This is a genomic window from Clostridium chromiireducens, assembly GCF_003575225.1.
GTDB classification, from domain to species: domain Bacteria; phylum Bacillota; class Clostridia; order Clostridiales; family Clostridiaceae; genus Clostridium; species Clostridium chromiireducens.
This window is the reverse complement of sequence record NZ_QXDJ01000001.1, coordinates 15618-30411: the sequence shown is the minus strand read 5'-3', so window position 1 is coordinate 30411 and position 14794 is coordinate 15618. Positions and strand designations below refer to the sequence as shown.

The window sequence follows — 14794 nt, the reverse complement described above, 5'->3', positions numbered from 1 at the left end:
AGAAATCTGATTTAGACTAATAATAGTTAGAAGTCTAACAAGTTGATAGGAGCATAGCGATGGAGAATGAGCTACACATTGGAAAGAAAATAAATAAACTCGCGAAGAGGATTCATAGGGCAATAGATAAAGAGGCATCACAATATGGTGTAACAAGTGTTCAAGGCAGAATACTTGCATTTATATGTCATGAATCTAATGCAAGAGATATATTTCAGAAAGATATAGAAGAAGATCTTGATATTAGACGTTCTTCAGTAACTAGCGTGCTTCAATTAATGGAGAAGAACGGCTTCATTAAGAGGGTAAGCGTTTCTGAGGATGCTAGACTTAAGAAAATAGTGATTACTGAAAAAGGAACAGAGATTCATAATCATGTGCATAGTTTTATACAAAGATTTGAAAAATCTCTTAGAGATGAATTAAGTGAGGCTGAAATGAATATATTCGTCTCATTAATTGATAGATTATCAAAAAAAATTGCAGATTAAGAAATGCAATTTTTTTTAGATTATTAGTTAGAAACCTAACAAAGGGGGAGGAAAATTATGATAAAAAAATTAGCAAACTATATAGCAGAATTTAAAAGAGATACAATTCTCACTCCTGTATATGTTGCTTTAGAGGCAGTGATGGAAACAATCATTCCATTTTTGATGGCATTAATCATTGATAATGGAGTAGGAAAAGGAGATATGAAATATGTAACTATTATTGGGACAGCAATGATAATAGCAGCATTTTTATCTCTGGCTTTTGGTGTATTATCTGGAAAGTATGCAGCTAGCTCATCAACAGGTTTTGCAAGGAATATAAGAAAAGCAATGTATTATAATATACAGAATTACTCGTTTTCAAATATAGACAAGTATTCAACAGCAGGGCTTATAACTAGATTAACTACAGACGTAACAAACGTTCAAAACGCATTCCAAATGATAACAAGAATGTCTGTTAGGTCACCGTTTATGTTAATCTCTGCTATGGTTATGAGTTTTTATATTAATTCTAAATTAGCTTTAATATTTTTAGGTGCCATAGTATTTTTGGGTATTGTATTATATTTTATTATGACAACAGTACATCCGTACTTTGTAGAAGTATTTAAGAAGTACGATGACTTAAACGCAAGCGTTCAAGAAAATTTAACTGGAATCCGTGCTGTCAAGGCTTATGTAAGAGAGGAACATGAAACTAGTAAGTTCTATAAAGCCTCAGAAACCTTATATAAATATTTCATGAGAGCTGAGAAATTAATAATAATTAATGCACCAGCAATGCAGTTTACTGTATATGTTTGTATTTTACTTTTATCTTGGCTTGGAGCAAAGATGATTGTTTCAAAATCGTTGACAACTGGGGAATTGATGAGCTTATTTGCTTATACAATGAATATACTAATTAGTCTTATGATGCTTTCAATGGTGTTTGTAATGGTAATTATGTCAAAATCATCTGCTGAAAGAATTATAGAAGTTTTAGAAGAAAAAAGTGACTTAGCAAATATAGAAAATCCTATTTATGAAGTTAAGGATGGATCTATAACATTTAATAATGTTGACTTTAGTTACAGCAAAGATAAGGACAACTTAGTTTTAGAGAACATCAACATAGAGATTAATTCTGGGGAAACTATAGGTATTATAGGGGGAACAGGTAGTGCAAAATCAACCCTTGTTCAGCTTATTCCAAGATTATATGATGTTACTAATGGAACAGTTGAAGTTGGTGGAGTTGACGTTAGAAATTATGATATAGAAACTCTTAGAGATGAAGTTTCAATGGTGTTACAAAAGAATGTTTTATTCTCTGGAACAATAAAAGAAAATCTAAGATGGGGAAATAAGAATGCAACTGATGAAGAAATAATCAATGCATGTAGACATGCTCAAGCAGAGGAGTTTATAGAAAATCTTCCTAATAAATATGATACATTTATCGAACAAGGTGGAACAAATGTATCAGGAGGACAAAAGCAAAGATTGTGCATTGCAAGAGCATTACTTAAACGACCTAAAATATTAATTTTGGATGATTCTACCAGTGCAGTAGACACTAAAACTGATGCGTTTATTAGAAAAGCATTTATTGAGACAATACCTGATACTACAAAGATTATTATTGCTCAACGTATTTCTTCAGTGCAAGACGCAGATAAAATTATAGTATTAAACGATGGGAAAATAGATGGATTTGGTAATCATGAAGAATTAATAAAATCAAATGATATATACCGTGAAGTTTATGAATCACAAGTGAAAGGAGCTGATAATAATGAGTCAAAATAATGCTAATAAGCCTAGAGCTATGCGTGGACCAGGTGGCCCTCGTGGTCATGCCAAAGTTAGCAAAGATTCTTTAAAAACATTGAAAAGATTGTTAGCTTATGTTCTTAAAGAATATAAGGGGTTATTTTTCATTGTATTAGTAACAATTATTATAAGTTCCCTTGCCAATGTTATAGGTACATTATTTCTAAGAAATTTAATTGATGATTATATAGCGCCGCTTTTGAAGATATCTGGAGCCCCTGATTTTGGGCCTCTACTCAAAATGATTATTACACTGGCAACAATTTATCTTGTTGGAGTTTTAGCAACTTATGTATACAGTCGTATAATGATTATAATATCTCAAGGTTCTCTTAAGAAGATAAGAGATGATATGTTTGCCCATATGGAAACTTTACCAATTAAATTCTTTGATACACATGCCCATGGGGATGTGATGAGCCTTTACACAAATGATACTGATGCATTAAGACAGATGATAAGCCAAGGTATTCCACAGTTATTATCAGCAATTATCACAGTTGTTAGTGTATTTATTTCAATGATTTTTTTAAGTATTCCATTAACAATAGTTCAAATTGTAATTATTTTTATAATGATAAATGTAACTAAATTCATTGGAGCGAAGAGTGGAAAATATTTTGGGGCTCAGCAAAGAGATATAGGTGCAGTAAATGGTTATATTGAAGAGATGATGGAAGGGCAAAAGGTTGTAAAAGTATTCTGTCATGAGGAAGAAGCAAGGATTAACTTTGATAAATTAAATGATGCCCTTTGTGATAGTGCCAATAATGCTAATAAATATGCAAATGCTTTAATGCCTGTTATGAATAATATTGGTTATATAAACTATGTAACTGTTGCTATTTTAGGATCTGTTATTGCTATTGGAGAATTTGCAGGATTTACTATTGGAGCACTTGCATCATTCTTGCAGCTAACAAGGACTTTCAGCCAAACAGTAAACCAAATGGCACAACAATTTAACTTTGTAATTATGGCACTTGCTGGGGCAGAACGTATCTTTAAGCTTCTTGATGAAGAAAAAGAAACTGATGAAGGATATGTAACTTTAGTTAATGCAACTGAAGATGAAAATGGAGAACTAACTGAATCTACAAAACGTACTGGAATATGGGCATGGAAGCATCCTCATGAAGATGGCAGCGTTACTTACACAAAGCTTCTTGGTGAAGTAGTATTTGACGATGTTGATTTTGGTTATAATGATGAAAAAATTATACTTCACAACATAAAGCTCTTTGCTAATCCAGGGCAAAAAATTGCCTTTGTAGGTGCAACAGGGGCAGGAAAGACAACTATCACAAACTTAATTAACAGATTCTATGATATTCAAGACGGTAAGATTAGATATGATGGAATTAATATTAATAAAATTAAAAAAGACGATTTGAGAAGCTCCCTTGGAATAGTACTTCAAGATGCACATTTATTTACAGGAACAGTTGCAGATAACATCAGATATGGAAAGTTAGATGCAACTGAAGAAGAAGTACGTGCAGCAGCTAAACTTGCAAATGCAGATACATTTATAAGACATCTTCCAAAAGGATATGATACGGTGCTTACAGGAGATGGTGGCAGTCTTTCGCAAGGGCAAAGACAGCTGCTAACAATTGCTAGAGCTGCTATTGCAGATCCACCTGTTTTAATACTAGATGAAGCAACCTCAAGTATAGATACAAGAACAGAAAAGATTGTTCAAGACGGTATGGATAAACTTATGAAAGGAAGAACAGTTTTCGTAATTGCTCATAGACTTTCTACAATCAAAAACTCTGATGTAATTATGGTTTTAGATCAAGGTAGAATTATTGAAAGAGGAAATCATGATGATTTAATTGAGCAAAAAGGTAAGTACTATCAATTATATACTGGTGCTTTTGAACTATCTTAAAGAGTATTTAAGTAAAGTATAGGTATAAATTTATAACCGCAGATTATTTAGAAGAAACATAATTGAAAAGCTATAATCATATGATTATAAAAATGAATATTTCTCATAACAACATTGATATAAGCGTTGTTATGAGAATTTTTTATGAGTAAAAATGATAGGATTTTGTGAGCGAAGAAAAAATATGCACAATAAAGAAAAATATATAAGTTATATATTTCTTGCGAAGGTAGCTATTTATAAAGAATAAATAGCTTAACATTCTCATGGTTTATGTGATATACTTTTATTTAAAAGTATACTATATTGTAAAAGTTATTGTTTAATAGTATACAATATAAGTGGATTAAAATTACAAGGCACTTAATATTAATGATGAATTTTAAGAAAGCTTGAGGGGGGAAATATAATGCCTTATATTGAAGAAAATTTCAATACAGAATTTGATGATAAGCTTAGATATCTCAAACTTCTATCGAATCAGTATCCAACAATAGCTGATACTTGTACAGAAGTAATTAACTTACAAGCAATTTTAAATCTTCCAAAAGGTACTGAACATTTCTTGTCGGATATACATGGAGAGTATGAACCCTTTATCCATGTATTAAAAAATGCTTCAGGAGTTATAAAGCGAAAGATAGATGAGATTTTTGGAAATACATTGAGCCAAAGGGGTAGGAAAAGTCTAGCTACTCTTATATATTATCCAGAGCAAAAATTAGAATATGCGCAAAAAAGTGAACCTAATATTGAGGATTGGTATAAAATTACCTTATATAGACTTATTGAAATTTGCAGATATGTGTCTGCAAAATATACTCGTTCCAAGGTAAGGAAAGCTTTACCAAAGGATTTTGCATATATTATCGAAGAACTTTTACATGAACAGCCTGATAAGTTAGATAAAGAGGAATATTATAATGAAATAATAAAAACTATAATTAGAGTTGGGAGAGCTAATGAATTTATAATTGCACTCTCTAAGTTAATTCAAAGCTTAGTAATAGATAGGCTTCATATTATAGGTGATATATTTGACAGAGGTCCTGGTCCAGACATTATTATGGATACTCTTATAAATTATCACTCTGTGGATATTCAATGGGGCAATCACGATATAGTTTGGATGGGGGCAGCAGGTGGAAGTGAAGCTTGTATTGCTACAGTAATTAGAACATGTGCTAGATATGCTAATTTAAGTACCATAGAGGATGGTTATGGTATAAATTTGCTTCCACTTGCAACTTTTGCAATCGATTTTTATAGCGATGATGATTGTATGGCTTTTAAACCTAAGATTGAAAATGGAAATGATTATACGGATAAAGATTTAAATCTTATGGCAAAAATGCATAAAGCTATAACAATAGTACAATTTAAATTAGAGGGTGAAATAATTAATAGACGTCCATATTTTAAGATGGAGGATAGACTTTTATTAAATAATATAGATTATAAAGAAGGAACACTCAATTTAGGTGGGAAAATATACAAATTAAATGATACAAATTTTCCAACAATAAACCCTAGCAATCCATATGAGTTAATTCCAGAAGAAAAAGACCTTGTTGAGAAGCTCAAATCTTCATTTTTAAATAGTGAAAGGCTTCAAAAACATGTTAGCTTTCTTTTGGCAAAAGGAAGTATGTATTTAAAACATAATTCGAATTTACTATACCATGGATGTATTCCACTTAATGAAGATAGAAGTTTTAAAAGGGTGAGGATAGGCGCTTCAGGTCAAGAATACAGTGGAAAAGCTTATTTAGATAGATTAGAAATTTTAGTTAGGGAAGGTTATTTCTATAAAAATAACCCTGAAGCTAAATTATATGGTATGGATATAACTTGGTATTTATGGAACGGAGTTGATTCACCGCTTTTTGGAAAAGATAAAATGACTACTTTTGAAAGATATTTTATTAATGATGAGGAAACCCACCTTGAAAAGAAAAATTACTACTTCGAATTAGAAGATGATGAGAAGGCCTGCAATATGATTTTTGAAGAATTTGGGTTAGATCCAAATGACTCTCATATAATTAATGGACATGTACCTGTTAAAATAAAAAAGGGGGAGAGTCCTATAAAGGCAAATGGAAAGCTTTTAGTTATTGATGGAGGATTCTCAAGAGCTTATCAAGCTCAGACAGGAATAGCGGGATATACACTTATATATAATTCATATGGCCTTTTATTAGTATCTCATGAACCATTCGAATCTACTCAAAAAGCTATTGAAGAAGAGAAAGATATTCTTTCAACTACATTAGTGCTAGAACAGCAAGTTGAAAGAAAGCGTGTTGGAGATACAGATATAGGTGAAGAACTGAAACATCAGATAAAAGATTTGGAATTACTTCTAGACGCCTATAGAAAGGGAATTATTAAAGAACAAAGATAACACTCTCGAGGTATATAAATACACAATGTATATTTTGAGCTTATAATACAACCAAATGAAAGAGAAGGTACTCTGTTGTTTCGGTTTGCTATAGAATATGGCTGTTCCATTTACTGCTTGTCAAAATGAAATTGGGAGTATGCAGAAATGGGACTACCAGCCATTTAGAACCTTCAGCAATATTTTAATAGTTTTTCTAAATAAAAATGTTTATAATTTCGGTAAGTTACCACATAAGTCTAAGTTATATGTTTTTTATCTATATTCCAGAGGGGATGCTAGCTAGCGGATAAAGTGTTGATTGACAATTTGAACTTGAGAATATATACTATGTTTATAGAATTGGTTTTGGTAAATTTAATTTATTAAAACTTAATATTAAAATAATTATTATGTGATTAGTTGAAATTTAATTTTAATGAATATCAACTAATATATTTTTAACTGAATACATTGAATTAAATTTAATTTATATAAATATTAAATAGAAATAGAAGGAGAGAGTTAATATGAATTTTTATGATTTTTCAGCAAAAAAAATGAATAGGCAAGAAGTTAAAATGGAGAAGTACAAAGGCAAGGTGGTCTTAGTTGTAAATACTGCAAGTAAATGCGGATTGACACCTCAGTTTAAGGAGTTAGAAGAATTATATAAAGATTATAAGGATAAAGGTCTTGAAATTATTGGATTCCCATGTAATCAATTTGCAAGTCAAGATCCAGGTGATAACAAGGAGATTAGTGAATTCTGTTTAATAAATTATGGAGTTAGCTTTACAATGTTCGAGAAAATAGATGTAAATGGAGAAAATGCACATCCACTATATAAATATTTAAAAAATGAGGCTAAAGGAATTTTAAATAAAGAGATAAAATGGAATTTTTCTAAATTCTTAATAGATTCAGAAGGAAATGTTGTAAAAAGATATGCGCCTATAACCAAACCATCAAAATTAAGAGGAGATATTGAAAAATTATTAAAAAATTGATACTAAAAAATGGTGAAATAGTGATAGATGGAGTATTCGTACTAAGAGAAAGTGTGTCACCAGGTGAAGGCAATATAGAAGCTCTATTAGCAGTTTCATATGTAGATGTGCAAAAGAGAAAATAAAAATTTACGTAATTCAATTTATTTATTCAAACATGTATATGTTTAAAGGATGTAAAATAAATTTTATTAGATAGGTTTGATTTCTAGATTTGTAGAAATGCTAAATTTGTATTATGTTAGAGTAATTATTTTAAGATAGTTTTATGGTTATAGGGGGCTAAATAAATGAAGATTTTAATAACAACAGATACTTATTCTCCTATGATAAATGGGATTGTTACTTCGGTAAACAATTTATATAAAGAATTAAAAAATAAAGGGCACGAAGTTAGAATTTTAACATTGTCGCATACTGGTGAAGAAAAAGTTGAGAAAGATGTATATTATTTAAGATCTATTAAAATCAGAATTTACCCTGAGGCTAGAATAATCAATTTCCTACTGCATAATAAACTTATTAAGAAAATAATTGATTGGGGACCCGACACTATTCATTCGCAAACGGAATTCTCTATGATGATAGTATCTAAATACATTTCCCGTAAATTAAATATTCCTCATATTCATACATATCATACAATGTATGAACATTACCTAAATTATTTATTTCGTGGAAGGATAATTAATAAAAATGTATCAGTAAAAATAACTAAACTACTTTTAAATAGTTTAGATGGTATTATTGCTCCAACAGAAAAAACTAGAAAGATCTTGTTGAAATATAAAGTAAATAAACCTATATACGTAGTTCCTACAGGAATAGATTTAAGTAGATTTAAAAAGGAAATATCACAAAAAGAAAAACAGGAGATTATTAATAAACTACATCTTTATAATGAAGATAGAATTATATCTTACATTGGGAGAATTGGCGTAGAAAAAAATATAAGCGAGATTTTGATGACTTTACCAGAGATTATAAGGCAATTTAAAAATATTAAACTTTTAATTGTTGGTGGAGGACCATATTTAAATGATTTAAAAAAAGAAGCAAAGAGATTAAATATTGAGAGAAATGTTGTTTTTACAGGAATGATAAGTAGCGAGGAGATATATAAATACTATAAAATATCTGAAATATTTGTTACTGCATCAAATAGTGAGACTCAAGGATTAACTTATATTGAAGCATTAAGCAGTGGATGTCCTGTTGTCTGTAAATATGATCCTTGCATAGACAGCGTAATAGAATCTGGAAAAAACGGTTATGTATATAAAGAAAAAGATGAATTTATATATTATGTAAGTGAAATATTAAAAAATAGAGCATTAGGCGATAGAATGAGGCAGGCAGCTGTTTCAAAAGCTGATGAATACTCAAGTGATATTTTTGCAAGCAGAGTGCTGGATAAATATTATCGTCATATAGGTGGTAATAAAGAAGTGAGCATTACCTTAGCAAATTTAATTGAACCTAAATTGATAAAATAACACTAATCACCGTATCAAAAAATCTGATACGGTTTTTAATTTCGGTAAGTCATCACGTAAATTTAAGTTCATATTGTTTATCTATCGAAATACATTTTATTTGGGAGCCAAGGTTCTAATATTTCGTAAGGTATTTTTCCATCAGAAATGCTTTCGCCAAGTTTAACATTGGGTTTAAGTTTTCCATGATAATCACTTCCGCCAGATTTATAGAGGTTATTTTCATCGCAATAATCAAGTAAGCACTTTGTCTTATCAATTGAATGAAGTGAGTGGTAGCATTCAATCCCGTCAAGTTCGTTTAATGATATAATTGAATCTAAAAATTCTCTATGATCATCAGCAAAATATCCATAAAGATGGGCAAGGAAAGATTTGCCGCCAGCCTTTTTTATAGTATCGGCTATTTCAGGAACTGTAGGATAACTCTTCATTTGGTCTAGAAAAAATGGGCTATCTGGATTATTTACACAAGTTCTATAAAATGCATTTAGACTTTCCCAAATTTCTTTAGTAAAGTGTTTTTCATTTTCAGGATATTTTCTAAGATCAGCATGAATCATCTGAGTGGCGAAATATTTACCAGTTATAGATAGATCGTTACTGTATTTAATATTAAGGTTTCTGCATACTTCCATAATCTTCTTTAGATATGTATTTTCTCTTTCAAGAAATTTCTCATCTGAAACAATTCCCATTGAATTAATCATATCTAAGTCTAAACCATATCCTAATACCTCAATCGGTTTACCATTGTGTACAACAGAAAACTCACAGCCAGGAATAATATTTCCATTAAAGTAATCACTTACTTTAATATCTTTTAGTTTTTCATATGCATTAACAGAGTCATGGTCTGTAATTGATATATATTTTAGTTTTAATTTCTGAGCCATAATAAGAATGTCTTTTGGTTCATCGGAACCGTCTGATGAAGTTGTATGAATATGTAAATCTATCATTAATTACATCTCCTTATTTTCATTTGTATATTATATTTTATATGATTTTATTAATTGTAGCAAATTCATGGTGGGATAGGAATCAATTGGGTGATGACTCAGGATTATAAATATATAAATGTAATTAGGACTTTTAATAAATAAGAATTTAAGTGCGAGAAGAAAACCCTTCTAAGGCGAAAATCACCCCAAAGAAGAGTTTTTTTATTTAATATATTAATTAACACATTCAATCACAAAATACTCCCTAATCATTGATATTATGCTTGACCTGTAAATGTGAGATATAAGAGAATCATATTTAATCCTATTATTATGGCAGCTATTAAAACACCTAAAACCCTAACAAAGCCTTTGTTTGCTAGAACGCCCATTAAATCTTTACGTTTAGCTATAATTAGCATTTGTATTATTGGGAATGGAAGTATAAAACTTAAAACTACTTGACTTAAAACTAGAGCAGTCATTGGATTTACGCCAATAGCAATTATTATTATCGCAGGCAGCATAGTTATTAGTTTTGTAACATTTTCTGGTATGCTTAAGTTTACAAAACCTCTCATAATAGTTTGGCCAGCCATTGTTCCAACGGCGGAGGATGATAAACCTGACGCAAGTAATGCTATTCCAAAAGCACCACTAGATAGCGAACCTAATAATGGTTGTAATGATTTATGAGCCTGTTCCATTGAATCTACAGCAACACCATTGCTGTAGAATACAGCAGCAGAAACTATAACCATTGCAGCATTTACTATAAAGGCAATATTCATAGCAATTGTGACATCAATCTTTTCCATTTTTAAATGTTTAAGTTTTCCTTCATCTGATAAATCAGTACATCTATGCTGAACTAAATGCGAATGTAGGTATATTACATGAGGCATAACTGTTGCACCAAGCATTCCTACAGCAATAAATAAAGCTTCACTATTAGGCATTGATGGAATTATTGTGTGTATGCCTACTTGAGCCCAATCAGGTTTAGCTAGAAATAGTTCAACTGTGTATGCAATACAAATTACTGCAACAAGAACTGATATGATTATTTCAATAGTTTTTTGTCCATATTTTTCCATATAACAAATCAAAAATGTTAATATTCCTGTAATAAGTCCTGCATATACCATTGGTATATTAAATAATAGATACAATCCTAAGGTTGCTCCGAGAAATTCTGCTAAGTTGGTTGCCATGGCACCTATTTCTGCAACAATCCAAAACATCCAATTTACACTCCTAGGAAATACTTTTGCACACATTTCGGGAAGAGTATGGCCTGTTGCTATTCCGAGTTTTGCTGACATTGTTTGTAAAAAGATAGCCATCAAATTACTAAATAAAATTACCCAAATAAGTGAATAGTTAAATTTTGAGCCGCCGCTAATATTAGTAGCAAAATTACCTGGATCTATATATGCCACGCTTACAACGAAAGCTGGCCCTAAATATTTTGAGAGCTGCTTAAATTTACTTACTTTAGCACTTCTTCTTCTCACAGATATAAGATCAGTAACAGATAAGTCAGTGCCACTTAAACTTCTTTCGTTTTCCAAGAAAATACATCACCTTTCTAATTTTATTTTTTATATGTGATTAAATCTTTTTATCTTATATGTAGTTAAGATAGTTACTATTAATTAACTTTTTTAGCCTAGGCTAACTTTCTTTATAATATAAGTTATGCAGTTAGATTATAAATGTTACAGAAAAGTAACTTTTTCACCATTCAAGCATATAATTCATTAAGCAGATAATGATGAAAAGTAGGTGAGAATGTGATTAAAGATGATTTTTACACTTTTAATGAATATATGAAAAAAGAAGATAGTACACTCACTGCATCAATGGAAGATTATCTAGAAATGATATATAGGTTATATTTAAAGAAAGGATATTTAAGAGTTCATGAACTCTCAAGTGCCCTTAATGTCCAGCCTCCATCAGCAACAAGGATGGTACAGAAACTAGCAGAATTAAAGCTTTTAAAATATGAAAAGTATGGCATTATAATACTTGAAGAAAAAGGAAGAGTCCTTGGAGAAACACTTCTTAATAGGCACAATATTATTGAGAGTTTTTTGAAAATGTTAGAAGTTCCAGATTCTGAAATATTAGATGAAACAGAAAAAATTGAACACACAATAAGTAAACAAACAGCAAGATGTTTTCAAGATTTTGTGGAATTTATGAAGAGGAATCCCGATATAGTCAAGGAGTTTGAAAGTTATAAAAAATCTTTGAAATAAAATTGTTAAATATATTTTTATAATTGTAAAAAAGCAGACAAAAAAGTTAACGTTGGTAGCAATTTTGTATATATAACATAAATTACTCATTGAAAAAAGATTTTTCAGAATGAACGTTAACTTTATTCAAATTTGGAGGTTCGCAAGATGAATAAAAACACTCCTCAAGTGACAGAACATGTGTTTAAACAAAGTGAGCAGAAATTATTTCTCACAATTGTTGGAGTATCGATTATTTTTATTGGTAAGTTTTTAGGGGCTCTATTTACAAACAGCCTTGCACTTTTTAGTGACAGCTGGCATTTATTAACAGATATAGCTTCGTTAATATTGAGTTTCTGGGGACTTAAGATTGGACTTAAAGCTGCGGATGATAGGTACACTTTTGGTTATTATAGATTTAGTATATTAACGGCGTTAATAAACAATATTTCATTAATTCTTATTTCTATATATATTTTTTATAAGGCTATAGTTAGATATTTTAATCCTATAGATGTGCAGCCAGAAGGCATGATTATTTTTTCAATTCTAGGACTCTTAGTAAATACTATAGTAGTATTAAATCTTCGAGATAATTCTAATAATATGAATGTAAAAAGTGTTTTCCTACATTTTCTAGGGGATGCGTTGTCAGATATAGGAGTACTTATTGGTGGTATAGTAATTTACTTCACACACCTATCAGGAGTAGACACACTACTTAGTGCTATATTGGCTTGCTTAATTTTAAAAAATTCACTTAAAATGACTATTGAATGCACTAAAATACTCTTAGAGGCGGCACCTGAAGAGATTTCAATTGATGAAGTAAAAAAATCAATTAAATACTTAGGTGGTATAATGGAAGTTACAGATGTTCATATTTGGAGTTTATCCAAAGAAATTTTGTCTATGACAGCACATGTTTCAATACAAGAATGTACTATTGAAAATTGTGAGCGGAAATTGCATGAAATACAACATTTGTTAAAAGATAAATTTAATATAGAACATTCTACAATACAATTTGAAAAGTGTACTTGTGGAAGTTGTTTTCATAGTAAGCCAGATCATAATTATTGTTGCAATATGTGCATAGATAAATGCAAGAAAGAGAAGAATGCTATAACTATACAAAGTACAAAGATATAAAATAATATTTTATAATCTAAGAGAAGAAGGTATTTCAAGATTTTTATAGTTAGCTTGAAATACCTCTTTTATATTTAATTAATTTTATCATTTATTAAATACCATGATTTTAGCATATTATATGTCTCGAAACCATTATATGGATTTAAGGTATAAGTTAAAAATTTCTTTAAAAAGGATAATAAAAAGTGATATATTTAATTTGATATTAGGAAAAAGGTGGAGTATTGTATGAAAAGTTTATGTGTTATAGGTAGTTTAAATATGGATTTGGTGACATCGGTTAAAGATTTCCCAAAGCCTGGAGAAACTATTTTTGGAGAAAGTTTTAAGACTTTCCCAGGGGGAAAAGGGGCAAATCAAGCAGTAGCTTTAGGAAGACTTGGGGCAGAAATACTTATGGTAGGGAAAGTTGGGGATGATATATATGGAACAAAGTATCTAGAGGTTCTTAGAAACAATAATGTAAAACAAGATGGAGTATTTATAGAGGAGGGTATATCGTCAGGAGTTGCTATAATACAGGTAAGCAGTAAAGGTGAAAATAATATAGTTGTTGTATCAGGAGCTAATGATAAAGTTGACGGTAACTATATTGAGAGTAAATGGAATTTAATTGAAGAAGCAGATATATTCTTATTTCAATTAGAAATCCCTTTGGATACAGTGATTAATACTATGAGAAAATTAAAGGAAAAAGGAAAAATTATTATCTTAGATCCAGCGCCTGCAGCAAAATTGCCTGATGAAATTTTTAAGTATATAGATTATATAACGCCAAATGAAACTGAGATAGAAACATTGGTGGAGAAAAAGATAGATAATGATGAAGATTTAAGAGAAGCTGCGCAAGTGCTATTTGATAAAGGGGTAGAAGTGGTAATTGCCAAATTAGGAAGCAAGGGGGCATCCATAATAAAGGATGATGAGTATTTAAACATACCAGGATTTAAGGTTGACACAGTCGATACAACAGCGGCAGGAGATTCTTTTAACGCAGGATTTGCCTTTGCACTAGCGGAGGGAAGATCTTTAGAAGAATGCGTGATATTTGGAAATGCTGTTGGTGCAATTTCAACAACTGCATTAGGAGCTCAAGAGGCTATGCCAGCTCTTGAAGAAGTTAATGAGTTTATTTCAAAGAGAGATTAGGTAACAAGATATACTCTATTTTGTTACCGTATTTTAAGAATAAATTGCTGATTGCGTCTTTAGCCTTATCTTCTTCCCAATTGCATATTTTTGATGCGATTTTTTCAGTTGAAATATCAGATTCATTTACAGTTGCAATAGAAAGGTTCGTTCTTTCTCCTTATCTTTAGCATAATAATATTAATCTAATTCCTAA

At 30.4% G+C, this 14794-nt stretch carries 12 protein-coding genes; 10 read left to right on the top strand and 2 right to left on the bottom strand.

All coding sequences use genetic code 11. The annotated features are described in order from the left end of the window. Positions 1-59: 59 nt before the first annotated feature. The 7 genes from D2A34_RS00105 (at position 60) to D2A34_RS00080 (ending at position 9101) form a co-directional block, all read left to right on the top strand. A complete protein-coding gene (locus tag D2A34_RS00105) occupies positions 60-491 on the top strand; it encodes a MarR family winged helix-turn-helix transcriptional regulator (protein WP_119365357.1) in 432 nt (143 codons plus the stop codon). A 57-nt stretch (positions 492-548) separates the two neighbouring features. Next, on the top strand, positions 549-2288 hold the full coding sequence (locus tag D2A34_RS00100; protein ID WP_119365356.1) for an ABC transporter ATP-binding protein: 1740 nt from the start codon (positions 549-551) through the stop codon (positions 2286-2288). After that, positions 2275-4209, top strand: a complete 1935-nt coding sequence (locus tag D2A34_RS00095; RefSeq protein WP_182629283.1) for an ABC transporter ATP-binding protein — start codon at positions 2275-2277, stop codon at positions 4207-4209. The genes D2A34_RS00100 and D2A34_RS00095 overlap by 14 nt, the downstream gene beginning before the upstream one ends. A 409-nt stretch (positions 4210-4618) precedes the next feature. Beyond that, the gene (locus D2A34_RS00090; protein ID WP_119365355.1) at positions 4619-6616 is read left to right on the top strand and encodes a fructose-1,6-bisphosphatase; all 1998 of its coding nucleotides are present in this window, start codon (positions 4619-4621) and stop codon (positions 6614-6616) included. Positions 6617-7125: 509 nt separating this feature from the next. Then, positions 7126-7605 (top strand): glutathione peroxidase, encoded by a 480-nt coding sequence (locus tag D2A34_RS00085; RefSeq protein WP_119365354.1) that lies wholly within the window; start codon positions 7126-7128, stop codon positions 7603-7605. Continuing rightward, positions 7602-7730, top strand: a complete 129-nt coding sequence (locus D2A34_RS27370; protein ID WP_278336978.1) for a hypothetical protein — start codon at positions 7602-7604, stop codon at positions 7728-7730. The genes D2A34_RS00085 and D2A34_RS27370 overlap by 4 nt, the downstream gene beginning before the upstream one ends. Positions 7731-7895: 165 nt before the next feature. Beyond that, a complete protein-coding gene (locus tag D2A34_RS00080; protein WP_119365353.1) occupies positions 7896-9101 on the top strand; it encodes a glycosyltransferase family 4 protein in 1206 nt (401 codons plus the stop codon). A gap of 77 nt (positions 9102-9178) precedes the next feature. Here D2A34_RS00080 and D2A34_RS00075 read toward each other — a convergent pair whose 3' ends face one another. Both D2A34_RS00075 and D2A34_RS00070 read right to left on the bottom strand, forming a co-directional pair. After that, positions 9179-10063, bottom strand: a complete 885-nt coding sequence (locus D2A34_RS00075; protein ID WP_079438366.1) for a PHP domain-containing protein — start codon at positions 10061-10063, stop codon at positions 9179-9181. A 260-nt stretch (positions 10064-10323) separates the two neighbouring features. Then, entirely contained in the window at positions 10324-11619 is a 1296-nt protein-coding gene (locus D2A34_RS00070) for an Nramp family divalent metal transporter (protein WP_079438365.1), read from the bottom strand. A 222-nt stretch (positions 11620-11841) separates the two neighbouring features. Here D2A34_RS00070 and mntR point away from each other — a divergent pair, with 222 nt between their 5' ends. The 3 genes from mntR to rbsK all read left to right on the top strand — a co-directional run bounded on the left by mntR (position 11842) and on the right by rbsK (position 14598). Further along, positions 11842-12312: a transcriptional regulator MntR gene (gene mntR / locus D2A34_RS00065; protein WP_119365352.1), complete on the top strand. Its 471-nt coding sequence runs from the start codon at positions 11842-11844 to the stop codon at positions 12310-12312. Between the two features lie 147 nt (positions 12313-12459). Beyond that, a complete protein-coding gene (locus D2A34_RS00060; RefSeq protein WP_119365351.1) occupies positions 12460-13446 on the top strand; it encodes a cation diffusion facilitator family transporter in 987 nt (328 codons plus the stop codon). 231 nt (positions 13447-13677) lie between these two features. Continuing rightward, the gene (rbsK, locus tag D2A34_RS00055; protein ID WP_119365350.1) at positions 13678-14598 is read left to right on the top strand and encodes a ribokinase; all 921 of its coding nucleotides are present in this window, start codon (positions 13678-13680) and stop codon (positions 14596-14598) included. Positions 14599-14794: the final 196 nt, after the last annotated feature.

Excerpts from the sequence above, each read along its gene's own strand:
- D2A34_RS00100 (WP_119365356.1), top strand. The coding sequence starts at position 549 with ATGATAAAAAAATTAGCAAACTATATAGCAGAATTTAAAAGAGATACA.
- rbsK (WP_119365350.1), top strand. The coding sequence starts at position 13,678 with ATGAAAAGTTTATGTGTTATAGGTAGTTTAAATATGGATTTGGTGACA.
- D2A34_RS00060 (WP_119365351.1), top strand. The coding sequence starts at position 12,460 with ATGAATAAAAACACTCCTCAAGTGACAGAACATGTGTTTAAACAAAGT.
- D2A34_RS00105 (WP_119365357.1), top strand. The coding sequence starts at position 60 with ATGGAGAATGAGCTACACATTGGAAAGAAAATAAATAAACTCGCGAAG.
- D2A34_RS00095 (WP_182629283.1), top strand. The coding sequence starts at position 2,275 with ATGAGTCAAAATAATGCTAATAAGCCTAGAGCTATGCGTGGACCAGGT.
- D2A34_RS00085 (WP_119365354.1), top strand. The coding sequence starts at position 7,126 with ATGAATTTTTATGATTTTTCAGCAAAAAAAATGAATAGGCAAGAAGTT.
- D2A34_RS00075 (WP_079438366.1), bottom strand. The coding sequence starts at position 10,063 with ATGATAGATTTACATATTCATACAACTTCATCAGACGGTTCCGATGAA.
- D2A34_RS00090 (WP_119365355.1), top strand. The coding sequence starts at position 4,619 with ATGCCTTATATTGAAGAAAATTTCAATACAGAATTTGATGATAAGCTT.
- D2A34_RS00080 (WP_119365353.1), top strand. The coding sequence starts at position 7,896 with ATGAAGATTTTAATAACAACAGATACTTATTCTCCTATGATAAATGGG.